Here is a 25,958-nt window from a genome sequence, read left to right as displayed (position 1 = left end):
ACGCTGTGCCTTGCATATTTTGGCCAATTGGCCCATACACCCGTTGCTCCACTGGAGATTCAGGACGGAACCGGCCAATCGTCCGGCCTTCCACCTGCTATTTCATGCACGAAAACAATCTGCTGGGTAACGAATGTCGAAAGAAGACCTGATCGAGCTTGCCGGTACCGTCGTTGAAAAGCTTCCGAACGCGATGTTCCGCGTGAAGCTGGAAAACGACCACGAAATCATCGCCCACACCGCGGGCAAGATGCGTAAGTTCCGGATCCGTGTCATGGTCGGCGACAAGGTTGATGTTGAAATGACGCCCTACGACCTGACCAAGGGACGCATCACCTTCCGCCACAAATAGGCCGGCCGAAGATAGGCGCTGACAAGGATGAGTGTGAACAGGGGCCTGGCGGCCCCTTTTTCATGCCCGGTCGAGCTTCCGCTCACGCCACCCAAGCAGCACGGCGCCGACTGAACCGACAAGACAGAATATCAGGGCATGCCATGTCGCCCCGTGCCATCCCCCGACAAAGGTGACAATGGCGCCGATCAGGGGCGGGCCGGTCAAAGCGCCGATATTCGATCCCTGCATCATCAAGCCGTTGACGACACCGACAAGCGTCGTGGCCGGCGCATGTACGGGCGTCGCCGCCATCAAGGCCCCCGGTATCAATCCACCGATGGCGCTGAACAGAATGGCGGCGACAATACGCGGCGCGGTGTCGAACCATGGGCCGTATGTCGCGGCCGCGCACAGGGCCATTCCGGCGAAAGCAAACAGCAGCACGGTCTGTCGCGTCATTCCGCGGCCGAGCATTATCCCGGCGAGCACATTGCCGATCATGTTGGCCGCCACTACCGCAGCGGCCATGTAATTCGCGATCTCGTATTCCAGGCCGCGTGCCTCCATCAGAAAACTGGGCATCCAGGCTGTTACCGACAGGTACTGCATCGAATAGGCGAAGAAGGTTAGGGCCAGAAGCCAGGGGCCGCCGCGTCCCAGGCAGAGTCGCAATCCTTGCAGCGGCGACATGGGCGCGGCGGCGGCATCGGGCGGCGTCCAACTGGCGTTCCGGGTCTTCCAGGCGAGGACGGCGATCATGGCGAGCGCCAGGCAGCCGTTTAAAATCCAAATTCCGCGCCAGCCGATCGCCGGCATCGCGACAGGGGCCATCAACATCGCGATTGTCATACCGGCGGGCACGAAAGTGCCCCAAATGCCAAGCGCCAGGTTGCGGTCCTTCGGCGCCACGGCGCCGACAATCAGTCGAGGACAGGAGACGGCCGTACCGATGAAACCAAGGCTTTCGACCGACCGGCTCAGCATGATTTCCGTCAAACCATCGGAAAAGCCGCCCCAAAGCGAACCGATACCCAACATCAACAGGCTGAAGCGCGCGGCCCGGCGGGGGCCGATCCGGTCGGCCGATGCGCCGATCAAGGCGCCGACGGCAGCGCCCGCCAGCGTAAACAGGGATGCTACCCAACCGCCGGTGACGAGATCGAGCCCCAGATCGGCACGCAGAATCGGCAGCGCCGGCGCGACCTTGCCGATCTGCATGCCGGCGAGGATGCCGGTCATCATGGCCACCGTCACGATATCCCATCGTGAGGCAACGGATGTTTCTGCAGACGCTGACATGCAATGGTTCCCCGGGCAGGGCCGTGAGGGCAGGGCGGTGACGTCCAGGACCGGCTTTATTGAACGAAACATAGCTTGTGGAGTGTTTCGCAACCGCTTTCAATAGCGCCGCCATCAACGAAGTTTTTCAGAACCGAAACAGGCAGCGACTTCATGCGGATCAAGAGCGTCGAGGCGATCCCACTCGAAATTCCATTCAGTCCTTTTGGCAAGGATGGCGGTACGACCAAGGGATGGGCCGGGAACAAATGGCAGAAACTTTCGGTATTGCTGGTGCGCGTGGAAACGCAAAGCGGCATCGTCGGATGGGGCGAAGCGTTCAGCTATAATTGCCTGCGGCCGTTGAAGGCGGTCGTCGAGGACATGATCGCTCCCGCCGTACTCGATCGCGACGCATCGGATATCGCGGCTATCAGCACGGATCTTCAGAAAGGCATGCACCTTTGGGGGCGGTACGGTATTACCGTCTTCGCGCTGAGCGGTCTGGATATCGCCCTGTGGGATATTGCCGGCAAGGCTGCGGGCAAACCGGTCCACGAACTGCTCGGCGGCAAGTCCCGTTCAACGATCGAAGGGTATGCGAGCCTGTTTCGATACGGCGATGCGGAGCAGGTCGGTGAAAGGGCACAAGCCGCCTTGGATCAAGGGTACCGTGTCCTCAAACTGCACGAAATCACCGTCGCGCCATTGAAAATGGCCCGCGAAGTGGCCGGGCCGGATATTCCAATTACGGTCGACACGAACTGCCCGTGGCAATTCGATGAAGCGGCCCAGGTGATCGAGGAAATGAAACCTTACGATCCGTATTGGATCGAGGAACCGCTCTTCCCGCCTGAGGATTTCGAACATCTCGCCAAGCTTCAGGAACTGACCGGGGTTCCTCTGGCAGCTGGTGAGAATGCCTGTACCGCGATGGAATTTCGCAAGATGTTCCAGGCCGGTGCCGTCACCTTTGCCCAACCCAGCGTCACAAAGGTCGGCGGCATCACCGAATTCGTGAAAACGGTCGAACAGGCGAAGGAATTCGGCGTCAAGGTGATGCCGCATTCGCCCTATTTCGGGACCGGTTATCTCGCGACCCTGCATTTGCTGGCTTCCGTCGTGCCGGAAGGGTGGGCCGAGCGTTTCTATTTGACGGTTGAAGCCTGCCTGTACGGAGATCTGATCGAACCGAATGAACACGGGCATTTCCGGGTTCCGGATGGACCCGGCCTGGGCATGGAACCGGATCCGAACGTGATCCGCGACTATCGCGTCAAGAACCTATAACTGTTGGATCGAGTGGGAGAATAATCGTGCCGACATTTCAGGCGGACAAGCTGAAAGCAACCATTGCCGGGATCGTCCGGCTGACAGGTAGTGAAGCCGCGGAGGCGGAGACCGTCGCAGATCATCTGGTGATGGCGAATCTCTCCGGTCATGACAGTCATGGCGTCGGCATGATTCCCAAATACATCGACTGTTTCCACCGGGGCTTGGTCGTACCGAACACATCAGTGTCCATCATCAACGATGCCGGGGCAATCCTGCAATTCGATGCAAAGAAGGGCTTTGGTCAGCGCGTAGCCAAGGAAGCGACCGCCGGTGCGATCGCGCGGGCGAAGGAAACGGGTGTTTGCCTTTATACGCTTGCCAACGCTTTCCATATCGGCCGTGTCGGATCGTACGGCGAACAATCGATTGCCGAAGGCATGGTCTCGATCCATTTCGTGAATGTGTCCGACCATCGTCCCAGCGTCGCGCCTTTCGGCGGTGGCGAGGCGCGATACATCACCAACCCGGTCTGCATCGCGGTCCCGGGGGCGGGCAAGCAGGATCCGATCGTGCTCGATATGGCTACGAGCAAACTTGCGCTCGGCAAGGTTCGCGTCGCCTATAACAAGCGCGTCCAAATGGAAGAAGGCAATCTGCTGGATCCCGAAGGCAGGCCGACGACCGATCCAGGCGTCATGTTCCCCGAATTGCGCGGCGCCTTGCTTCCCTTCGGGGAGCACAAGGGGTCCGGGCTCGCTCTGATGTGTGAGCTGCTGGGCGGCATGTTGAGCCGCGGTCAGACGATCCAGCCGGGTCGCGAACGCAAGGACGGCATTATCAACAACATGCTTGGTATCGTCTTTGATCCGAACAAGCTGATCTCCGCTGATGCCTTTGCGGAAGAGCTTCAGGCAACGATCGACTACGTGAAGTCAGCGACGCCGCAGGATCCCGCCAAGCCGGTTCTGGTCGCCGGTGATCCGGAACGCGCCGCCCGCGCCAAACGGGGGCAGGAAGGCATTCCGTTGGATGACAATACCTGGGCGGGAATTCTGGAGGCTGGCGTGTCTCTGGGCCAGGCGCGTGAGGAAACCGAACGCCAAGTCGCCTGACCCTGTACGGCGTGTTCCCCGGTTAGACCTGAAGGCCAGACTCGGCGGATAGTCGGCGCATGAAGACCGTGCCCGACTATCACGCCAATCTGGCAGCCTTGCGGCCTGCTTTGCCGCCTGCGCTGCATGCGTGGCTGGCCGGCGAACACCGTTCAGCCAGCAGATTGGTCGGCGATGCCGGTGAAGGCTGGAATATCGATCTCGGAGGACGTTTGTTATACCCATCCGGTGCCGATGACTATGTCGGACCGCAGGTACAGACGTTCTTGGACAATCCCGTCCGGCGTATCAGTTTCGCAGCATCCAACTTCCTGTTCGAGGAAGACCAGACCGGCCCTGATAGAAGCTTTACGCCCCGACCGCTGAATGCGAAACGGCTGGCGGAGAAACTGAATGCCCAGGGCGAGTTTATCGCGGCGCGATTTGCCGAAGGGTTGCTGCACGAAGCCAATGGCCGGTCATTGGACTGGTTTCCAGATGCGGATGCAGGGCACCTGGTCTGTTTCGGATTGGGTCTTGGTCTTCATCTGCCCAGCTTGGTTTCTGGCTTGCCGGTTCGCGACCTTGTCGTCGTCGATCCGTTTCCTGAGTTTCTGCGTCACAGCCTGTCCGCCGTCGATTGGAAAAGCCTTTCGGCGGAACTGACCCGACGCGGGGGGCGGATCTGGTTTTGCATCGGGCAGGATCCGCAGAAACTGACGGAAGAACTTCAGACCGCGCTGCGTGGTCCCAATTATATCCGCATCGACGGCGCCTATATGTTCCAGCATTACGATGTGGCGCCGCTGCCCGAAGTCATCCGTCAAATTCAGGAAAGAGGCCCGATCCTGGAACTGGCCAAGGGATTCTACGAAGACGAAATCCGGATGCTCACCCACACGGTCCAACATCAAATGGCCGGGTCTGCGCGTCTGCTGGTCGATCTGCCACCACCTTCGGAAGTTATGCCGCCGGTTTTGGTTGTCGGCAGCGGCCCCAGTGCGGACAGGAACATGGACCATGTGGCTCGTTTGCAGTCGGAAGGCGCTGTCGTCATCAGCGCGGGAACGGGGTTGGGCGTTGCGCTCAATCACGGTGTGCGGCCGGATCTGCATTGCGAGATCGAGAATACGGTAACCATTGACGAAGGGCTTGGATTGCTGGCCCGGGATCATGACCTTTCAACGATACCTTTGCTGGCCTCTTGGACCGTTTCGCCGCGGACGAGTGCATTCTTCCCGAAACGCATCTTCTATTTTCGGGATAGCAACGCAGGCAGCAGGCTGTTCGCATCGTCGGATCAGGTGATCGGATTGTCGGGGCCGACGGTCGCCAACCTTGCTTGCCGGGCGGCCATCGCATTGGGCGTTAAGGAAATCTACCTGTTCGGAATCGATCTTGGTTCCCGTTCGCGCGATGTTCATCACAGTGAGAAATCTGCCTACAATCTAGTTGAGGACGAGTTCTGGCGCACCGGTCGAGGCATGGACGGCCTGGAAATTGAAATGCCGGGGAACCGAGGCGGAACGGTTTTCACGAGCCGGCAGTTCCAACTGACCCGAACAGGGTTCGAACGTCTTATTCGCGCCTTTCCCGAGACGGTCTTCCACAATTGTAGCGACGGTGTCCGGATTGCCGGCGCCAATCCGGTTGATCCCATTGATCTTCAGTTCACGAAAGACCCACGAGGGTCGGCCTCGGAAAGGATTCTCAATCGACTCGGCACAAGCGCGGAACTGGATCATATGATGTGCCGGGCGAAATTAAGGGACTATCGTGAGGCGCTTTCAACCTGGTGGATGGCCGTCGACGAGGTCTTGAAACGGCCCGATCAACCATTGGACGGGCTGATTGACCAGATTTACCCTCTGATCGAGGACGGGCTGTCCGCTGCGCGGATGGATGCGATGGGCGCGGTTCAGGCGAGTTTTGCGGGTTCCATCACCAGCATGCTGCAACTCTCCTACACGGTGTTGCGCCGGTTGCCGCGAGAAGACAGGGCAGCGGCGACCACGCGTGTCGCGGCCGGAATGTGGGAAATCCTTGCCGACGCGGTCGATAGGGCCGACCGGAATTCCCGTGACTTGGAAGATGAAATCCCCACATAGAGAGTGTGCCTAGGCGAAGGAGTTAGTCCATGACGTTCAAGTCGATGCGTACATTCTTGACGGTTCTGGGGATGACCGGGTTTCTGGCTGCCTGTGAAGAAGGGACTCCCCGTGTCGTCGAAATGTATGTCGACAACAACGGCACCTGGCGATACTTGCCGGAAGCCGCCCAAAAGGGCCCAATTCTGGTTATACTGCTGCCCCGCGCCATTGCCGCTGCCAGCGGCTATGAGAGCATTACGCTCGATCTGATGAACGAAGCGGCGAAACAACGGACCAAGACTGTTTTCACAGCCAATCCCGGAGATGCGAAGAGCGGAGTCCGCGTGATCCATTTCATCGGGGCGGGCTCGGGGACCGGGGGATCGTCGCTGTGCAGCGGATCGGTGCCGGAAGCCGTCCGGGGTGAGAAGGAGTTGAAAATCATCTCCGTTCTTTGCCGCGGCAGCAACCGTCTTTCGGAAGTACATGGCTGGATCGCCGTGAAGACCGCGGCGCAGGATGAGGAATTCCGTCTCGTGATGCTCGACCTGATGAAAGGGTTGTTCAAGCGGCCCGAGACGGAAAGGTAATCCTCTTCCGTTAGACTATGCCGCGGGCGTTCCGACGGCACCGCCCGCAATCGGTACGGCTCCGTTCCCGCCTATGATGTTGGTCCACGCCGGGTCGGGTTTGCGCAGCGGCGCGATTTCCGTCGAAGGCATCGTCTCTTCCGGTGTCAGCAGCAACCCTGCGCGCGCGAAGGCGTTACCCAGACGACGACTGCTGGTCACGGTCGTGATCAACGGGGACAATAATGGGCCGGCGATCAACGGCAGGAACCACAGGATCGACTGCGGAGCGAGGGTCAACACAATGCCCAGCAAACCGCCGCCGAAGACGAGGTTGGTCGCGTGACGGCGCAGGGCTTCTCCGATAGCGATCTGCCTACCGTTGCGGGCTTGGCGGTCCCACTTCACTGAAACGCCCGACAGGATCGAGACGACGAAGCCGGTCTGAAACACCATCATGACCGGGGCCATGATGACCGACATGACGGTTTCTATCATCCCGCTGACAAACAGCCCCGAAGCCCCGCCGAACCGGGCGCGCTCACGCGCATTCAGCGACAAGAGGAAGGTGCCGAGAAACTTGGGCAGGATCAGCATCGCCATGATGACGCAGAACAGCGTGATCGCCATGACGTTCCAATCGCCCGGCACCAGCCGGAAATGTCCGGATCCCGGCCCTTGATAGGAAAGCCCGGGATTGCTCTGGTGCAGCAGGTTGATCACGCTGGCCACGAGGAACAGGAACCAAAGGGGAGAGGCAACATAGGACATGATGCCGGATGCCATGTGGAAGCGGCTGAGAGAGGACAGCCCTTTTTCGATCAGGACGCGTGAATGCTGTAGGTTTCCCTGACACCAGCGACGGTCCCGCTTCACATAGTCCAGCAGGGTTGGCGGGATTTCCTCGTAGCTGCCTTCGCCCACCGGAACGTTCCAGACCTTGTATCCGGCACGGCGTATATAGGCCGCTTCGACGAAATCATGGCTCATGATTTCACCGGACAACGGTCCTTTGCCTTTCAATACCGGCAGGTCGCAATGCTGAAAGAAGGGGGCGGTTCGGATGATGGCGTTATGGCCATAATAGTTCCCGTCGCCCATTTGCCAGAAGCCGACACCTGTATTCACGATTTCCGCCGTCGCGCGGCCGCCGAATTGCTGCAAACGGCCGAACAGCGTTTCGGACAGGACGGGACGCGCCACGGTCTGGATGATCCCGGCATCGGGATGGTCTTCCATCAAGCGTACCAGGTCCGTAATCAGGTCGCCCGACATGACGCTGTCCGCATCCAGCACGACCATGAAATCATAGTCCTTGCCCCAGCAGCGGCCGAACTCGGCAATATTGCCGGCTTTGCGGCCGGTGTTCTTTTCCCGTCGCCGGTAATGAATCTTGCCTGTGGCAAGCAGCCCGGCCAGATGCGCGTAGCACTGACGCTCTTCCTCGGCGATCGAGAGATCCGTGGTGTCGCTTAAAAGGAAGAATTCGAAACGGTCCAGATTGCCGGTTTGTTCGATCGACCGATAGGTCGCCTGCAAGCGCCGGCAAGTCCGCGCCGGTTCCTCGTTGTAGATCGGCATCACGATCGCCGTTCTGGCCTGTATCGGCTTGGCACGATCGAGATTCGCAAGGATCGGGGAGGCGGCCCGGCCCGGATTATTGCTGAACGCCTGGATCATGAAACCCAACATGGAATTCCAGAACCAGATCGCGATCCAGACGAAGGACAGCGAGAACAGGATCAACATCGCCCATTCCGCCGGTGTCATGCCCATCGGGCTGAGGATTTGATGCATGAAGAAGACGGCCGCCGCCGTCATCGAAAGGACGGGCAGGGCAAAAACAAGACGTCTAGCAAGGGGGGCTACACCGTCCACAGATAACTCCATGTCTCCGTAAAGGGCTGGCCGTTGCGTTCCAGCCACGCAAAAGTCTCCGCCCGCTCGGCGTTGTCGCTTTGCAGGTCGAACGTTAGTTCCAGGGCGCCGTCCGGCGTTCTCTTCAGGAGAGGAGGGGTCGTTTGTCCATGCGGGCTCGACACCCTTGCTGTCGCCCCTTCAAGATCGCCCTGCGGCACCCCCCGGAACTGCACGGCGGCCCTCAAATAAGGACGTTTATTCCCAAAGTCCAGAGGGATGATATGGCTATTTTTTGCATAGCCCATTTCGGCCGGCATCGGTGGGTTTTCATGCACCGATGTTAGCCGGTAGTGGAGCCTGAAGGGCGTGCCGGGAGGGGGAGGTTCATCCGGAACCCAAAAGGCGCCGATATTGTCGAAATCCACATCCTCGCTACCGATTTCAACCAGTTGTACATGCCCTTTCCCAAAAGCATCCAGCGGTTCGACCCAATATCCCGGGCGTAAATGGTATCGTTTATCCGGTGTGGCAAAAGCGTCTGGATCCTTCTCCCGCTGCAAGAGCCCGAACCCCATGGGATTCTCGGCGAAGTGCTGGGTGACGGTGACGCCGCGCCGTTTTGCAAGCGGCCGCCATATGGTCTTTCCATCGCTGAGGCGCATGAATAGTCCGTCGGAATCATGGACCTTGGGCTTGGCGCCACCGGTCTTGGTGGCCCGCTCGGCATCACCATAGAGATACATGCTTGTCAGCGGCGCGCAGCCGAACTTTTCGACTTCGTTGCGCAGGATCAGTTCCGCTTCGACCTCGACCGTCGTCTCATCGTCGGGTGACACAGTGAACCGGTAGGCGCCGCAAACGCTCGGGCCGTCCAGGAGCGCAAGAATGCGGAGGCTTTGTGCGCCTGCTTCCGGCCGTTCGAGCCAAAAGGAACGAAAATCGGGAAACTCTTCGGGCCGCGGCAAAGCCGTGTTGATCGCGATGCCGCGGGCGGAAAGCCCGTATTGCTGATGCCTGCCCAGGAACCGGAAATAGCTGGCCCCACGAAAGACGATCAGCTCATCCTTCCAATGGTGTTCCTCGTGCAAGGGATATAGGACTTTGAAGCCGGCAAACCCACCCGCATGCAACGCGTCATCAAGCGCGGTACCCTGCGGCAAAGGGGGCAATCCGGAAAGGTCGAAGTCGGACAGGTCGTATGGGATCGGACGGGCGCTGCCATTCGCGGTCTCGGTCAATTCGACGAGATCATTCGCGTAGACACCGGGTTTCAAATAGTGAACTTCGAAATCCGACTGACCGCGCCACAATGCCCGATCGGACAGAAAACGTATCTGTTGGAACTGATCCGGTGTCAGATTACGCAGATAGGCGGAAGTGGTGACCCGCGGCGGGTCGTAGGGGCGCGCCGCCAAGTCGCGAGCGACAGCCTTGAGTTCACCAAAATCGCGGACAACGGAACGGGAGGGGGCGGCCGCAGAGGCCAAACCCGGGAAGTGGGACAGCACTACACTGCTCGTCCCAGCAAAAATGAAGCGTTTCGCGAAATCGCGACGGTTCAACATTCAACCCCCATATGGCAATTCAGGACCAGCTTGAAAGTGGTCCCAAACCATACGATTTAACAGCGATCGCCGAGACGTCCAGCCGAAGTCTTTCGAAAGGAGACTGTCAATGTAGACGGTGTTCGGACGGTGACACATATCCGGCATAAAAACGGCAAAAGTATGGCGAAGGGAGACACGTCTTGTCACAAATTCGTGACGCTCTGTTAGTTGGTTTTGCTGGGTTTTTCCGTCAAATACAGTAGGGCGATTGTGGATATTAACGACCGTCGAACTTGATAGTTGGGTGATGGCGGCCGTGAAGGATCCGCTGACCGACGCGCAAATGGAAGGATGCGGGGTTGATTAAAAGCGGCGAACATCATTCGTCGGGCGACCGGCACGCCGACGCGGCCAAGCAGCCAGTTCGCCGTATCCGCGATCCGCGCCTCGATTTTTTCCGCGGCATCGCGATGCTGATCATCTTTGTGGCGCATGTGCCCTGGAACCATTGGGCAAACTTCATTCCCGCCCGTTTCGGGCCGAGCGACGCAACGGAAATGTTCGTGTTCTGCTCGGGCTTTGCCGCTGCCATCGCTTTTGGCGGGACATTCATCCGTGCCGGATTCTGGTTGGGGACGGCACGGGTCGTGTACAGGGTTTTCACCCTCTATATCGCCCATATCATGATGTTTCTGTCGATCGCGCTCGCCGTTTATGCAGCGACGGAGGCTTTCCCAGACCAGGATTACGTCAGCGGATTGGCGTTGAACCCCTTCTTCGAGAATCCCGGCCAGCAATTGATCGGGCTGTTCACCTTGTCCTACGTGCCCAACTACTTCGACATCATGCCGATGTATATCGGCGTTCTGCTGATGATGCCGTTGGTCGTCCTGGCACAGAGGATCCATACGGCCTTGGCAATCGGTCTGGTGCTCGGGCTCTACGTCCTGCAGTTCAACCAGCAGTGGGATTTTCCGGCGGCTCCCTTTAACGACGAGTTGGTGTGGTTTTTCAATCCCTTGGGATGGCAGCTTCTGTTCTTCACCGGGTTTGCCTTGAGCCGAAAGTGGATTACACCGCCCCCCGTGACGAAAGCCTGGGTGACCGCCGCCGTTGTGATCGTCGTGCTCGGTTTTCTGGTGTGGAACCGGGCCGTGTGGAAAGCTTTCCCGGAAGTGATGGTGCTGTACGACGTTCTATCGAACACCGGCGCCTTTATCGGGGTCGACCTCGGTCTCTTGGGCAAAACGGATTTCGGCTTTGGTCGTTTTCTTCACTTCATGGCGCTGGCCTATCTGGCGGTCGCAATCTTGAAGGGGCGCGAGGGTATTCTCTATGCGCCGATCTTCAACCCGATCCGGAAGGTCGGACAGCAGGCCTTGGTAACCTTCGTTGTGTCCATGTTCATCAGCCGGATCGCCGGAATGATTCTCGACGTCATTGGCCGGGATGCCTGGCAACTGACCCTGGTCAATTTGGGAGGCATGGGAACACTTGTCGGCGTTGCCTACTTCATCGGTTGGTACAAGACACAGCCCTGGCGGCATGTGGACATTCATGCCAATTCCGCTCAGACGCACGCGCTTGCCACTGGCAAGCCGGTGGACATGGAAGGCATTGACCGAAAGGACGAGGGCAAGGCGGCGGCCGATTTTAGCCCGTCCGCCCGGCCGATGCCGGCGGAATAGCCGGTTGGGGTCCCGGATGGCCTCCCGAGCAGCCGTACTGACCGGCGTCATCGTATTTATGGTCCTTGTTCTGCTGTTGCCGCAATCGGGATTGGCCGGTTCATCGCATCACCTCTCCCGCTCGTTCGACAGTCCTGCCCTTGGGCGCAAGATGGCCTATTCGATCTATCTGCCCGACGGATACGGTGAGGGTGAGCTGCTTCCTGTCGTGTATCTTCTTCATGGGTTGGGCGGCAGTGAGAGGGACTGGCCGAATGCCGGCGGTGCCGGACAGACCGCGGACCGGCTTATTTCGGCTCAAGAAATTCGACCGATGATCCTTGTCATGCCCGATGGGGAAGACAGTTGGTACGTGGACACGGCCGCCCATGGCGGACCGGGGGCATTCGAAACGGCGATCCTGGAAGACCTGACGGAACATGTCGAAGCCACCTACCGGGTGGACGCGCGCCCCAGTTCACGCGCTATTGCGGGCCTGTCCATGGGCGGTTTCGGGGCGATAAGGCTGGCTGCGAAGTATCCGGAACGCTTTGCAGCCGCGGTCAGTTTCAGCGGCGCGATCGTCGAGAACCATCTGCCCGGCAATCCGGTATCAGAAACGCAAATCAAGCTTTTTCGCGGTGCATTCGGTAGTCCTTTCCAGCCGTCGGCCTTCAATCGGGAGAACGTTTTCGCCTTTCTGCCCAATCTGTCCAAGGCGAAGACAAGGCCTGAGTTCCTGCTGACCGTCGGAGATGACGACTATTTTTCCCTTTATGAAGGGGCTTTCCTGACCTTCCTGCGCCTTCGGGAACTCGGCGTTCCTGTAGAATTGCGCGTCACCGACGGAAATCATTCCTGGGCCGTGTGGCGCCGGGAGTTGGAGCGGGGGCTTCGTTTCATCGACCGGGCCTTTGCTGCGAATTGATGACCTCGGCTCTTTTCGATCAGACGGTATTGATGTCGTCCAGTTCGAATTCAGGAGTGTCATAAGCCTTTAATGCCGCCAGATGATGTTCTGCATCGTCCGAATAAAGACCGCCCACGATACCGTCCAACAATCGAGGCAAGGCGTATTTCAACCCGTTCATCCCGCCGCCGCTGAAGCCCTGCGAAAGGGTGGAGCCGAATGTGAAAAGGTGGAGGTGTCTGAGATAGGGGGCCTCGCCGGGTGATTTTTCGAGAAACTCGAAACCGGGTCCCAGATAGGGGTAACGGCTCAAGGCCTCGTTCTCTTCGCCGACGGGCGGCAGGTAACGGTCGGCCCAGCAGGCGATGTCCTGATGGATTTGCGCGAATTCGGCGCGCAGGGCCAGATCGACGATGAAACCGGTGCCGCATATCAGGAAATCAGCCGCAAAAGATCCCTTGGGCGTGTCCATTTCGATTGCGCCGCCGCGATGGGATAGGCCGTCGGTATCCGCACCGGTCACAAGGGTAAAGTTTGGATGCTTCGTCACGCGAGCCACGGTTTCCTTTGGCGGCGGTTCGCGCAGCGTCAGAAGATAGTCCATGAACCGCCAGCGCCACTCGTCAGGTAACCGGGGGAAACTTCGCAGGAACCCGGCCTGTTCCAGGTGTTTGTATGCCTGGACGCGATGTAACTGCTCACGCCGGGTGAACAGGTGCACGGATGCCGCCCCGGCTTCCAGCGCCGTCGCCGCCTGGTCGAATGCCGATGCGCCCGCGCCGAGAACGGCTACACGTTTTCCAGATAGAGAGGAAAAGTCTATGTCCGGATCCGAGGCATGAGCGTACATTTCCTTTGGCAGATTCGATTGCACGGCCCTTGGTATATGCCAATCGCCGCCACCCTCGATGCCGGTGCAGAAAACGATCTTTCGTGCTTCGATGTTCCGCTGTCCCTCCGGCTCGTCGAGGGAGATCGTGAAACCTTTACCGTTCCAGTCGAACCCGGTGAGGGTGCTATTGTTTCGGATCGGGACTTTTGTCACCTCGCGCAGCCAGATCATGTAATCCTGCCATTGCGCATTCGGTATCTTGTCCAGCCGTTCCCACGCATCGGGGCCCCATTGGGCAACGAACCAAGCCCGAAAGGTGAGGGAAGGGATGCCCCAGTCGGGCCCGGTGAGGTATTTTGGCGAACGCAACGTCAACATACGGGCAAAGGTGGACCATGGGCCTTCCTTGCCCTTCGGTGCCTTGTCGATGACCAGGATATTGTTCACATGGTCCCGCATCAGACCGATGGCGATCGAGATGCCTGCCTGACCGCCGCCGACAACGACGACATCGTACTTTTTCCGTTCGGATTTTACCTCTGGGACGGGCATCCACGGTTTGAAGGGAAAGGACAGGGTTTCGAGATCCTGTCGCACTCTGCTTTCAAGAGCCTGCAATCCTGAACGGGCGGCTGCGGCAGGGGAGGTCTCATTCATGTTGGGGAACTCGTGACACGGATAGGGCGTTTCCGGCAACCAGGGTTGCCGGTCCCCGCCGGGTCGTCAAGCGAGTGGTACGGAGCCGCCGGTTAGGAGGCTTCCGGTGCCGGCTGCTGTTGCTGCAGGATGACCTGTACCCCGTCCTGCTGGAAGACCGCCTGGCCGTTTTCCAGTTGGATCGTCTCATCGTCGATTTGAACGCTGGTGACGTTCTCACCGAGCAGGATCGTCAGGTCATTGTCCTCGTCGGTCATGGTGACGACGTCTTCGACCCGCAGGGACAGTTGCAACTCATCGACACCGGACAAATCCAGGGTTTCGATATTGCGGATATGGGACAATTCATCGCCGGAAAGCGAATGCGGTCCCACATCACTGGAATCCAACCTGAATGTGTCTTCGCCGGTGCCGCCGTCCCGGATGCCTGAGAACTGGCCCTGAGCCCCGCTGGGAACCGGGCTTGTCGGCAGATCGTCCATGGTCGAAATCAGCACATCGTTACCGCTTCCGCCCAATAGCTGGTCTTCGAACCCGTCACTGATCAGGACGTCGTCCCCGGCTTCACCTTCCAGGATGTCGATGTCGTCGCCGCCGACAAGCAGGTCATTGCCGCTGCCACCGACCAGACGGTCGTTTCCGTCACCCCCGAGCAAAGTATCGTCGCCGGAACCGCCCGAGATGAAATCGTCCCCGGCATCGCCCTCGATGAAATCATTACCCGAGAAGCCGGCGAGGAAGTCGTTCCCGTCACCGCCGGAAATCACATCGTCGCCCTGACCGCCGGATACGAGGTCGGCGCCATCGCCGCCCAGTAACCGGTCGTTGCCCTGGCCGCCGTCGATGATGTCGTTTCCGCTGCCACCGTCGACGAAATCGTCGCCGCTGCCGCTATTCACGAAATCTTCGCCTTCGCCTGCGAATACAATGTCATCGCCTGCGAAGGTACGAACGATATCGTTCCCGCCGCCCGCGAAGACCAGATCAGGTTCGTTCGATCCGACGAGGAACTCCCCGAAGCCTTCATTGTCGGCAATTGCATTCGCAAGGGAGTCGGTAACGTCCGCGATGGTTCCGTTTTCGTTTAGAATACCGATACGGACGACCTCAAATCCCTGCGCCACGATGTTCGGCGCCGTCATGGTAAGGACGGCATTGTCCGGGGAGGCAATATATGACTGCAACAAGCCGAGTTGGCCGCTTGCAATCATCTGATTGAGGCTGCTCGCGCTCATCAGAAGGTTCAGGGTGTCCTGACCCTCTCCGCCGGAGTAAGTGACGGCGTCTCCGTCCGCCAGCGCCGAGATGACCGTGTCGTCACCGCCGCCCAGGTCGATAGTGGTCTGACTGTTCAGGAAGTCGAGGCCAGAGAAATCGACGGTCTCACTGCTGTCTGAGAGAGCAATCAACAGCGGGCTGGCCGGATCGACATCACCGTCACCATCGGAGTCGCGTCCGATGGCTTCAATACCCGAGTGCCCGGCGTTGAAGCCGTCGCCGAAACCGTCGAAGGTCGCGGCTTGGGCGACAATGGTGTCCGTGCCCTCGGTACCGCTGTCTCCGTAAGCGTCGATGCCGTCGCCTTCCGACCAAAGGTAATTGTCGGACCCTTCACCGCCGTCGAGATCGTCGATGCCGCCGCCGCCGACAAGGACATCGTCATCCGCGCCGCCGTCGATCAGATCGGCACCGTTGCTTCCCTGAAGGTTGTCGTTGCCGTCACCGCCGAAGATTTCCAGGTCGCGGTTGACCACCTCGCTTGCGACGACCGTGTCATCGCCATCGCCCATGTTCAGGGTGAGCGTATTGTTGCTAAGGTCGGTGTTCGACAGGTCGCGCAATTCGACCGTGTCTTCGCCCGGTCCGAAATCGATATCGATTTCCTCATAACCCGCAGCGGTAACCAACTGGCCTGAAACGGTATTGGTGATTGTCACGCGGCCCAGTTCGTCTTGCGCAATGATCCAGTCATCACCGGTGGTCGCGCCGCCAAAGCTGGCGTCTATCACCAGCTTCTGCGTATCGCCGGGCGTTTCGCCGACAGGCGCGACGAGGTTCAGGTCCTGACCTGCCACCAGCACGACGTTCGACGAGTCCTCGACCGATATCTTGAGCGTTCCGGTAACCGAACTCGTGTCGCCGTTGTCTTCCGTGGCGGTGGCCGTCACCGTCAGATTGATGGCGCCCAGGGTGTTCGGCGCGGGGGTGATCGTCAGGCCGTCGAGCTCTTCCGCAGTCAGCGTTACCGTGCCGTCTTCATTCAATGTCCCCGCGCTCAATATTGCACCGTTGAGACCGGAGACGGTAACCGTCAATTCCTCGGACCCGTCCAGATCGGTCAGGGAACTCGTAATGTCCACCGGGATCTGAGCCGCCAGATTGCCTGTCGTATCGCCCAGTTCCAATGTGGGGGTGTCGGCGACGCCAGCTACCGATACCGTGAACGACTTCGTTGCCTCTGCGCTGTCTTCCGTCCCGTCCTCGGACGTCGCGCTAATCGTCAAGGCAATGTCGCCGGAGAAGTTCTGCGGGGGCGTTAGGGTCAGGCCTTCCAATTCGGCCGCCGTAAGTTTGACGCTGCCGTCGGTTTGGACGACGCCCGCGGACAAGGTGGCGCCGGCCGGCAAACCGCTGATGACGACGTCGGTCAGGGACTCCGATCCGTCTTCGTCGCTGAGCGCCGCCGCCAGGTCCAACTCAATTGCGGTATCTTCGCTACCGTCGACGTCGTCCGCATCCAGATCCGGGGCGTCTGCTACGGCGCCGACGGTCACGGCGATGGTATCGCTGACGCTGGCCTGCTCACCGGAGGCATTGTCTTCGGTAACGACCGTGACCGTTAGATTGAAATCGGCATCGGAATCCGTGGGCGGTGTAATGGTCAAACCGTCCAGGTCTTCCGGACTTAGCGTCGCTTCTCCGTCCTCTACGGAAATCACCACACCGTCGCCGTTCTTCAAGACCGCGCCCGAGGGGATGCCGGAAAGGGTGATTGTAGCCGTATCGTCCGCTTCGATTTCGCCGACGGCGATTGAGAGCGGGATTGCATTGTCTTCAAGACCGGTTGCATCGGTTATGGTCAGGACGGCTTCGCCCGCCGTACCGCCGGTAATGTCTACAGTCAGTTGCTTGATCGTATTCTCACTGTCTCCGTCGGATTCCGTAGCCGTTGCCGTAACTGTCAGTGTGAAATCATCGACCAGACCTTCCGGCGTCAGCACAAACAAACTGCTCAACTGATTGGCGGAAAGACCAAAAACGCCATTGCCCTGATCACTACCGACAGCATTGCCGTCGCCATCAACCAGACTGGCGCCCGAAGGCAATCCGGCGATCGTGACGGATAGACTTTCTGATCCGTCCTGATCCTGCAACGCGCTGGCGATATTGAGCGCGATGGCCGTTCCCGAAAGCCCGCTTGCATTCTCGACGGTCAAGGTAGGCGCATCCGCGACGCCGGCGATCGTGACGGTCAGGTCCTTGGTCGTGGTGCTGGCGCTCTCCCCATCGGTCGAGGTGACCGAGACGGATAGGGCGAGGTCGCCGGAGAAGTTCAGCGGCGGGGTGATGGTCAGATTTTCCAACTGACCCGCCGTCAGCGTGACGGAGCCGTCTTCATTCACCGTACCGGCGGACAGGGTCGCACCGTTCAGGCCGGAGATGGTGACGTCGGACAGGGTTTCGCTTTCATCCGTCAGAGCGGCGGCGATATCCAGACCGATCGCGTTGTCTTCGAGACCATCGGCATCGCTGATGGTCAGGGTTGGGGCGTCGGCAACGCCAGCCACAGAAACCGTTAGATCCTTCGTCGTTGTGCTGGTGCTTTCGCCGTCGGTCGAGGTGACCGAAACGGAGAGGGTGAGGTCGCCGGAGAAGTTCAGCGGCGGCGTGATGGTCAGATTTTCCAACTGACCCGCCGTCAGCGTGACGGAGCCGTCTTCATTCACCGTACCGGCGGACAGGGTCGCACCGTTCAGGCCGGAGATGGTGACGTCGGACAGGGTCTCGCTTTCATCCGTCAGAGCGGCGGCGATATCCAGACCAATCGCATTGTCTTCAAGCCCGTCCGCATCACTGATCGTCAGTGTCGGCGCATCCGCGACGCCGGCGATCGAGACGGTCAGGTCCTTGGTGGTGGTGCTGGTGCTCTCCCCATCGGTCGAGGTGACCGAGATGGAGAGGGTGAGGTCACCGGAGAAGTTCAGCGGCGGTGTAATGGTCAGATTTTCCAACTGACCCGCCGTCAGCGTGACGGAACCGTCTTCGTTCAGTGTACCGGCGGACAAGGTCGCGCCGTTCAGACCGGAGATGGTGACGTCGGACAGAGTCTCACTCTCGTCGGTCAGAGCCGCCGCGATATCCAGACCAATCGCATTGTCTTCCAACCCGTCCGCATCGGTGATGGTCAGTGTCGGCGCATCCGCGACGCCGGCGATCGAGACGGTCAGGTCCTTCGTCGTTGTGCTGGTGCTCTCCCCATCGGTCGAGGTGACCGAGACGGAGAGGGTGAGGTCGCCGGAGAAGTTCAGCGGCGGGGTAATCGTCAAGTTCTCGAGCTGCCCTGCGGTCAGCGTGACGGAACCGTCTTCGTTCACCGTACCGGCGGACAGGGTCGCACCGTTCAGGCCGGAGATGGTGACGCCGGACAGAGTCTCGCTCTCGTCCGTCAGAGCGGCGGCGATATCCAGACCGATCGCGTTGTCTTCGAGACCATCGGCATCGCTGATGGTCAGGGTTGGGACGTCGGCAACGCCAGCCACAGAAACCGTTAGATCCTTCGTCGTTGTGCTGGTGCTCTCCCCATCGGTCGAGGTGACCGAGACGGAGAGGGTGAGGTCACCGGAGAAGTTCAGCGGCGGTGTAATGGTCAGATTTTCCAACTGACCCGCCGTCAGCGTGACGGAGCCGTCTTCATTCACTGTCCCGGCGGAGAGCACGGCACCGTTCAGGCCGGAGATGGTAACGTCGGACAGAGTCTCGCTTTCATCCGTCAGAGCGGCGGCGATATCCAGACCGATCGCGTTGTCTTCGAGACCATCGGCATCGCTGATGGTCAGGGTCGGCGCATCCGCGACGCCGGCGATCGAGACGGTCAGGTCCTTGGTGGTGGTGCTGGTGCTCTCCCCATCGGTCGAGGTGACCGAGACGGAGAGGGTGAGGTCGCCCGAGAAGTTCAGCGGCGGGGTGATCGTCAGATTTTCCAACTGACCCGCCGTCAGCGTGACGGAACCGTCTTCGTTCAGTGTACCGGCAGACAAGGTCGCGCCGTTCAGACCGGAGATGGTTACGCCGGACAGGGTCTCGCTCTCATCCGTCAAAGCAGCGGCGATATCCAGACCAACCGCGTTGTCTTCGAGACCATCGGCATCGCTGATGGTCAGGGTCGGGGCGTCGGCAACGCCAGCCACAGAAACCGTCAGATCCTTGGTCGTGGTGTTGGTGCTTTCGCCGTCGGTCGAGGTGACCGAGACGGAGAGGGTGAGGTCGCCGGAGAAGTTCAACGGCGGGGTAATGGTCAGGTTTTCCAACTGACCCGCCGTCAGCGTGACGGAGCCATCCTCGTTCACCGTACCGGCGGACAAGGTCGCGCCGTTCAGACCGGATATGGTGACGTCGGACAGGGTCTCGCTCTCGTCGGTCAGAGCCGCCACGATATCCAGACCGATCGCGTTGTCTTCAAGCCCGTCCGCATCACTGATCGTCAGTGTCGGCGCATCCGCGACGCCGGCGATCGAGACGGTCAGGTCCTTGGTCGTGGTGCTCGTGCTTTCGCCGTCGGTCGAGGTGACCGAGACGGAGAGGGTGAGGTCGCCGGAGAAGTTCAGCGGCGGCGTGATGGTCAGATTTTCCAACTGACCCGCCGTCAGCGTGACGGAGCCATCCTCGTTCACCGTACCGGCGGACAAGGTCGCGCCGTTCAGACCGGAGATGGTGACGTCGGACAGAGTCTCGCTCTCGTCGGTCAGAGCCGCCGCGATATCCAGACCAATCGCGTTGTCTTCGAGACCATCGGCATCGCTGATGGTCAGGACCGGGGCGTCCGCAAAGCCAGCCACAGAAACCGTCAGATCCTTCGAAACGGTTTCAGTATCTCCATCATCTTCCGTGGTGGTCACGTTAACCGTGAGGGAAAGCTGGCCGGAGAAGTTTGTCGGGGGTGTGATCGTCAGCCCGGACAACTCCGCAGCCGTCAGAATGACGTCGCCGGTTTCTTCATCCACCGTGCCGGCAGAGAGCGTTGCGCCTTCGGGAATATTCGAGAGCCGGATTTCGGTGATCTCTTCGGAACCGTCGTTATCCGTCAACGAAGCGGAAATGCTGAGAGGAATGGCCAGGTCTTCACTGCCGTTCGCCACGGAAACGGTCAGCGAAGCCGCATCCGCGACGCCGGTCAGGGAAACAGCCAGGGTGTCGGTGACCGTCTCGGTTTCCCCGGATTCGACATCCTGGGTCGTGACCGCAACCGTCAGGTCGAAATCGACATTGCTGTTCGCAGGCGGTGTGAGCGTGAGACCATCCAAATCGCCGAGAACAAGGGTATAGCTGCCGTCTTCGTTTTCTTCGCCGGCGGATAGGCTGGCACCTTCGGGCAATCCGCTTATGACGATGGACGCAATCGTGTCGTTCGCCTCAACATCCGCCACGGAAATGCTCAAGGGGATTGATACGGCGTCTTCCAGGCCTGCTGCCTCGCTGACGAGCAAAACGGCTTCGCGCGGGGTACCCGTGACGGCAACGGCGATATCGAAACTCGAAGTGGTTTCTGTATCGCCATCGTCCTCAGTGGCGGTGGCGGAAACGCTGAGCACGAAGTCTTCGACGCTGTCCAGCGCGGGCGTGATCGTCAATCCTTCCAACTCGCTCGCCGTCAGGGTGAAAACACCATCGCCTTGGGACGTTCCGGCGCTGAGGGTCGCACCGTCAGGGACACCGGATATCGTGACCGTCAGTTCTTCCGAACCATCCGTGTCTGAAAGGGCCGCGTCGATATTCAGCGCAATCGGGGTATCTTCTGTTCCGGACACATCACCGACGGAAAGGGTGGGCTCATCGGCCACACCAGTCACGGAAACTGTCAGGTCCTTTGTTGTCGTGCTGGTGCTTTCGCCGTCGGTCGAGGTGACGGAGACGGAGAGCGTCAGGTCGCCGGAGAAGTTCAACGGCGGCGTGATAGTCAGATTTTCCAGCTGCGCGGCAGTCAGGGTGACGGAGCCGTCTTCGTTCAGTGTACCGGCAGACAAGGTCGCCCCGTTCAGACCGGAAATGGTGACGTCGGACAGGGTCTCGCTGTCATCCGTCAGGGCCGCCGCGATATCCAGACCGATCGCGTTGTCTTCCAACCCGTCTGCGTCGCTGATGGTCAGGACCGGGGCGTCGGCAACACCGGCCACGGCGACGGTGAACTGCTGTTCCGTGGTTGCGGTGCTGGTCTCGCCCGTGTCGGGGTCGGTATCCGTGGCAGTCACGGATATGGTCAAATTCATATCGCCGGAGAAATTGGCGGGCGGGGTCAGGGTCAATCCGGAAAGATCTTCAGCAGTGAGATGCAACACGTCATCAACGAGGTTTCCGGCAGAGAAAACCGTACCCGGTTCGAAACCCGTAATGGTGATCGGGGAGTCGTTGCTTTGAACGGCGAGTGAAACGAAGAAACCGCCGTCGCCTTGCCCCCCGGACGGAGAGGCCGAGATGGGAGCAATCGCCTCCGACCCATCCTCGTCGGCAACAGTGGCCGTGATATTCAACGCAATCGCCGTATCTTCCTGCCCGGAAACGGACTCGGCGGTTACATTCGGCGCATCGGCCACGGCGGCGATGGAAACATCCAGCGTTTCGCCAATCGATTCCGTGTTTCCGAATTCATCGACCGTGGTGACGGTGATCGACAACTCGAGGTCTTCCGAAGAGTCGGCGGCAGGTGTGATCGTCAACCCATCCAACTGCGCCGCCGTCAGGGTGAAGGTACCATCGCCATTATCCGTCCCGGCAGAAGGCGTTGCACCGTTCAGGTTGCCGATTGTCACTGAAACGGTCTTGCTCGAAAGCACGTCGACGACAGCAAGGTTCAGCAGAATTGCGCCATCTTCCTCGCCAGCAGGAGTCGCTTCGATCGGAATGGCGAAAGCGGGTCCGTCCAATTCAACCGCCTCGAAACCTTGAATATCGAGACCCAGGGCCTGGAACGGAGCCGTATCAAACTCTTCCGGAGAACCCGAGGCGGCGTTGCCCAGCATTGCGTGAATGTCGAGAATGGCCTGACGGAATGTCGGGTTTTCAAGCACTTGCGCGTCGTAGTTGATGACGATCGTGTCGGTATCCGCACCACCGTCATAGGCGTCGTTGACGCCTTCCGTTTGCGCCTGGCCGACAATGAAAATGGCCCGGTCGTCACCGGTACCGCCATCCACGACGTCGGAACCGCTGCCGCCTTCGAGCGTGTCGTCCCCGGAACCACCGAGAAGCGTATCGTCACCGCCTGACCCGACGATGATGTCATTGTCTTCATTGCCTTCCAGGAAATCGTCCCCGGTGGCGCCGATGATGATGTCGTCGCCGGTGCCGCCCGAGATGGAGTCGTTTCCAGCGCCGCCCTGAATGGTGTCGTTTCCGGATCCGCCGGAGATTTCGTCGTCGAGTTCGCCGCCGTTCAGGAAGTCATTTCCGGCGCCACCGTCAATCACGAGTGAAGTGCTGGTCGTGCCGTCGGAGGTCAGGACAACATCGTTACCGTCGCCTGCGTCGATCGTCACCGTGTCGGAGATGATGCTGGTCCCGCCGAGGTCTTGGATATCAATGGAGTCGTCGCCGCCACCGAGTGTCAGGGCGAGTTCCTCGAAGCCATGAATAGACAGATCCATGCCGTCGGTACTGGAAAGACTGACCGAGTTGTTTCCCGCCTCGACATCGTCCGGCGCCGAACCGCTTTGCAGGGTGAGGCCGGCACTGCCGCCCGGGCCACCGAGCTGCTCTGCATTCAAATGCAACTGCTGCACGCCCGGGCCGGATGGCGCGCTGACCGAGAAATCCGTACCCGAGGTCAGAGGCGTTGACGGTGTAAAATGGGTAACGCCCGATTCCGGGTCGAAAACACCGACACCGGGATTGATTTCTACGGTGCTGGGCCCGTCCACGCCGGGCGTCACGATGTCTTCGACATCATCACCGGTACCGTCGCCGCCGCTACCGGCGCCGGGAATGCCTTCTTCGCCGCTACCATCGCCGCCGCTGCCCAAGGGTGTTCCACCCAGGCCGCTTTGACCGATACCTGCGGCGCCGATTTCGCCGAATTCATCCGACGCGCCTTCGCCCGGCTGCTGTTCGCCACCGGCAGCCGTTTCGATGTCGATCAGGTCGTCCGCGATGTCCTGCAGGTCATCGTCGTCCAGTTCCGCGTGATCGTCCGGTATCTCCTGTCGGACAGGATGGAAGCCGATTGCGTCCCCGTAGATGCGCTGAATTTCGTCCAGCCCCAGCATCCGCGGATCGGACGGCGGCAATGTGTAGGAGGGAATCAACGTTGTTTCGCCGATGCCCGTCAGCAGGACGTTGCCGGCCCCGTTTTGGACAAATACCGCGCCCTCGAAAATGGTCACGTTGGTTGCACCGTCCAGGGCGTCGACGATGACACCGAACTTCGTGCCGCGAATGCCGATCGTGGCGACCGGCGTGTTGACGGACACATCTTCCGGATCGCTTTTCCCGATGGCGCCACTGGTGAACATGAAGGCACCTTGAATGACATTGAAGACCTGGCTGTTCGCGGCCATGTCCTGAGGATCGTAGATCAATTCATCCAGGATGATGCGGGCGTTCGACGCCATCGACATGGTGCTTTTGTCAGCGAAAATGATGCCGATCGCAGAATCCGCGCCGCTTACCAGCGTGTCGCCCTGATACAGGGTATCGCCCTCCGTCAAGGTTACCTGCGTTCCGTCGGCGCGGATGACAGTGATGACGCCTTTGATCGTATCGACAGTCCCGATTGGTTCTTCAAGGGTCGAGAGATCGCCGTTCTGGGCGACTTGTCCGGGCGCCCGTGGCCCGGCCAGTTTGGCTGCCACATCAGCCGTGATGCGGGACCCGGCCAGCGTGAACAGGTCAGGCGGGATATCCTGTGCGAAGTAGTTGGTGACGAGGATCAACTGACCGTCGGGCGTTTCAAGATAAAGATCCGGTCCGCTCCGGCTGTATTCGGCGTTCAGGAGTGCATCACCAACGGGGACCACAATGGCGGCCGATGTGCCGTCGAACACATAATCCGGCGTGGCATCAGTGACGGATTGACCGGTATTCGGGCCGGCGTCCTGTCCGTTGTTCTGATTTGTGGCCATAACTGCTTACCCTTGTATTCTTCTGTCTCTTTAGACCTGTAAATCGATACTAATCATTTTCGATAAATACGCCGTGACGTGGGTCACACGCCCAATTCCGCCAAAAACCCCCGATTTTCAAGAGTCTTTGGAGCGAGGTCGCCCTTTCGATGTGGGATCGTTCACCTCAATCGGCCTGAACCGTTTCCGGATTTGGCAGGCCGCAACTATTAATACTCTGGGAGTTACGAAACATTAGAATACGGTTTTTGACAGACTATTCCTAACGGAAAACGTTAATATAATCAGGATGCTTATAAATTTTTCCTAAAATACAATTTAAATTTTAGGGAAGACTGAGACTCCTTCGACCTATTCGCCAAGATCATGTGAAATCGCTCAGCGAAGGAAAGGTTCCGGGGGCCATGTCGTGCGTGGCCTTCTTGCCCAAGATCTTGCCTTCATCGCCCGGCGCCAAACCATCACCGGGGCGCAACCAAACAAGATGCTCTTCCGTCAGAACAGCACCGGCACTGATCGGTTTGCCAATTGCGATGGAACGACGAATTTCAAGGCGGGATGATGCTTCGCAAGCTTGAGGCTGTTTCTCACCGGAGCCCATGATGGCTTCCGTACGCCTGATTTCGGAAACCAGAGCGGCCATCGCAGAAGGGTCGGCGGACAGCTGATGATCCCTGAAATCCGAGTAATTGTTGTCGAGCGTGAAATGTTTCTCGACGATCCTTGCCCCGGCGGCGACAGCAAGCACAGCCACGGAACTCCCGCTCGTATGATCGGAATAACCGACCGGGCAGTCATATCGTTTCCGCAGGGTCGCCATCGCGGCCAGATTCGCCTGTTCGGCCGGTGCCGGATAGGCCGAAACGCAATGTAGCAGGGCGATCTCCGCATCCGGCGCGTCCGGAGACCTGGAGTTCCGGGCCGCCTCCAGCGCACGGTCAATTTCGGGCAAATCGGCATTGCCGGTGGAAATGATCATCGGCAGACCGTGTTTGGCAATTTCCCTGATCAGCGGCAGATGGGTGATGTCGCCGGAGGCCACCTTCATGATATCGACGATACCGCCGAGGAACCGCGCACTGGTATGGTCCAAAGGGGTCGACATGAAGATCAGGCCATTCGACCGGGCCAGGTCGGCAAGGCCGGAAAAATCGTCCTGGGAGAGCTCGAACCGCTTCATGCGGGCGAAACGCTCTTCCTGTCGCGGGCTGACGAATTCCTCGGTTCGGAAAGTTTGGAATTTTACCGCATCGACGCCCGCTTTCGCGGCCTCCTGTACGAGTTCGGCCGCTACGTCCGCCGACCCTTCATGATTATTGCCGACTTCGGCCACGATGAATGTCCGGTCGACCGGAAACCCTTTGAATCTGGACATCAGGAAACCCCTGCAATGATATTGAAAAGGCACAAGAATACCCTGTGCGGTACCATGTAAAAACGCCGAAGGAGCAACGGCGGCACGCGAGAATGCCCCAGTTTCGGTCGATTCTTTCCGCGCTCAAGCGCAGGAAAGGCGG

General features: G+C 59.5%; 13 protein-coding genes. 7 read left to right on the top strand and 6 right to left on the bottom strand.

The genetic code is table 11. From position 1 onward, the window contains the following. The first annotated feature begins 133 nt into the window (after positions 1-133). Entirely contained in the window at positions 134-352 is a 219-nt protein-coding gene (gene infA, locus ACQK2G_RS10130; RefSeq protein WP_127764791.1) for a translation initiation factor IF-1, read from the top strand. A 60-nt stretch (positions 353-412) separates the two neighbouring features. On the opposite strand, the gene ACQK2G_RS10125 is transcribed toward infA, so the two are convergent. Beyond that, a complete protein-coding gene (locus tag ACQK2G_RS10125; RefSeq protein ID WP_425404907.1) occupies positions 413-1,633 on the bottom strand; it encodes a CynX/NimT family MFS transporter in 1,221 nt (406 codons plus the stop codon). 153 nt (positions 1,634-1,786) lie between these two features. On the opposite strand from ACQK2G_RS10125, the gene ACQK2G_RS10120 reads away from it, so the two are divergent. From ACQK2G_RS10120 to ACQK2G_RS10105, 4 genes are read left to right on the top strand one after another with little or no spacing between them, the layout of a single operon-like run. Further along, positions 1,787-2,902: a mandelate racemase/muconate lactonizing enzyme family protein gene (locus tag ACQK2G_RS10120; protein WP_425404906.1), complete on the top strand. Its 1,116-nt coding sequence runs from the start codon at positions 1,787-1,789 to the stop codon at positions 2,900-2,902. A 26-nt stretch (positions 2,903-2,928) separates the two neighbouring features. Further along, positions 2,929-3,999: a malate/lactate/ureidoglycolate dehydrogenase gene (locus tag ACQK2G_RS10115; protein WP_425404905.1), complete on the top strand. Its 1,071-nt coding sequence runs from the start codon at positions 2,929-2,931 to the stop codon at positions 3,997-3,999. Positions 4,000-4,058: 59 nt separating this feature from the next. Beyond that, positions 4,059-6,086: a 6-hydroxymethylpterin diphosphokinase MptE-like protein gene (locus tag ACQK2G_RS10110; protein WP_425404904.1), complete on the top strand. Its 2,028-nt coding sequence runs from the start codon at positions 4,059-4,061 to the stop codon at positions 6,084-6,086. A gap of 29 nt (positions 6,087-6,115) precedes the next feature. Then, a complete protein-coding gene (locus ACQK2G_RS10105; protein ID WP_425404903.1) occupies positions 6,116-6,658 on the top strand; it encodes a hypothetical protein in 543 nt (180 codons plus the stop codon). Positions 6,659-6,673: 15 nt separating this feature from the next. Here ACQK2G_RS10105 and mdoH read toward each other — a convergent pair whose 3' ends face one another. Continuing rightward, entirely contained in the window at positions 6,674-8,515 is a 1,842-nt protein-coding gene (gene mdoH / locus ACQK2G_RS10100) for a glucans biosynthesis glucosyltransferase MdoH (protein ID WP_425404902.1), read from the bottom strand. Then, complete coding sequence (locus ACQK2G_RS10095) at positions 8,503-10,062, bottom strand: glucan biosynthesis protein (protein ID WP_425404901.1); 1,560 nt, start codon at positions 10,060-10,062, stop codon at positions 8,503-8,505. The genes mdoH and ACQK2G_RS10095 overlap by 13 nt, the downstream gene beginning before the upstream one ends. A gap of 341 nt (positions 10,063-10,403) precedes the next feature. Between ACQK2G_RS10095 and ACQK2G_RS10090 the strand changes: the two genes are divergently transcribed. Both ACQK2G_RS10090 and ACQK2G_RS10085 read left to right on the top strand, forming a co-directional pair. Further along, positions 10,404-11,732 (top strand): OpgC family protein, encoded by a 1,329-nt coding sequence (locus ACQK2G_RS10090; protein ID WP_425404900.1) that lies wholly within the window; start codon positions 10,404-10,406, stop codon positions 11,730-11,732. Between the two features lie 16 nt (positions 11,733-11,748). Then, entirely contained in the window at positions 11,749-12,639 is an 891-nt protein-coding gene (locus tag ACQK2G_RS10085; RefSeq protein WP_425404899.1) for an alpha/beta hydrolase, read from the top strand. A 19-nt stretch (positions 12,640-12,658) separates the two neighbouring features. On the opposite strand, the gene ACQK2G_RS10080 is transcribed toward ACQK2G_RS10085, so the two are convergent. The 3 genes from ACQK2G_RS10080 to ACQK2G_RS10070 all read right to left on the bottom strand — a co-directional run bounded on the left by ACQK2G_RS10080 (position 12,659) and on the right by ACQK2G_RS10070 (position 25,816). Continuing rightward, positions 12,659-14,110: an NAD(P)-binding domain-containing protein gene (locus tag ACQK2G_RS10080; RefSeq protein ID WP_425404898.1), complete on the bottom strand. Its 1,452-nt coding sequence runs from the start codon at positions 14,108-14,110 to the stop codon at positions 12,659-12,661. Between the two features lie 92 nt (positions 14,111-14,202). After that, the gene (locus tag ACQK2G_RS10075; protein ID WP_425404897.1) at positions 14,203-24,441 is read right to left on the bottom strand and encodes a FecR domain-containing protein; all 10,239 of its coding nucleotides are present in this window, start codon (positions 24,439-24,441) and stop codon (positions 14,203-14,205) included. A 364-nt stretch (positions 24,442-24,805) separates the two neighbouring features. Further along, complete coding sequence (locus ACQK2G_RS10070) at positions 24,806-25,816, bottom strand: N-acetylneuraminate synthase family protein (protein WP_425404896.1); 1,011 nt, start codon at positions 25,814-25,816, stop codon at positions 24,806-24,808. Positions 25,817-25,958 lie beyond the last annotated feature (142 nt).

The organism is Hwanghaeella sp. (assembly GCF_965227365.1).
Lineage (GTDB): Bacteria > Pseudomonadota > Alphaproteobacteria > UBA8366 > Aestuariispiraceae > Hwanghaeella.
The sequence above is the reverse complement of the archived record's forward strand: the minus strand, read 5'-3'. Positions and strand labels throughout refer to the sequence as shown.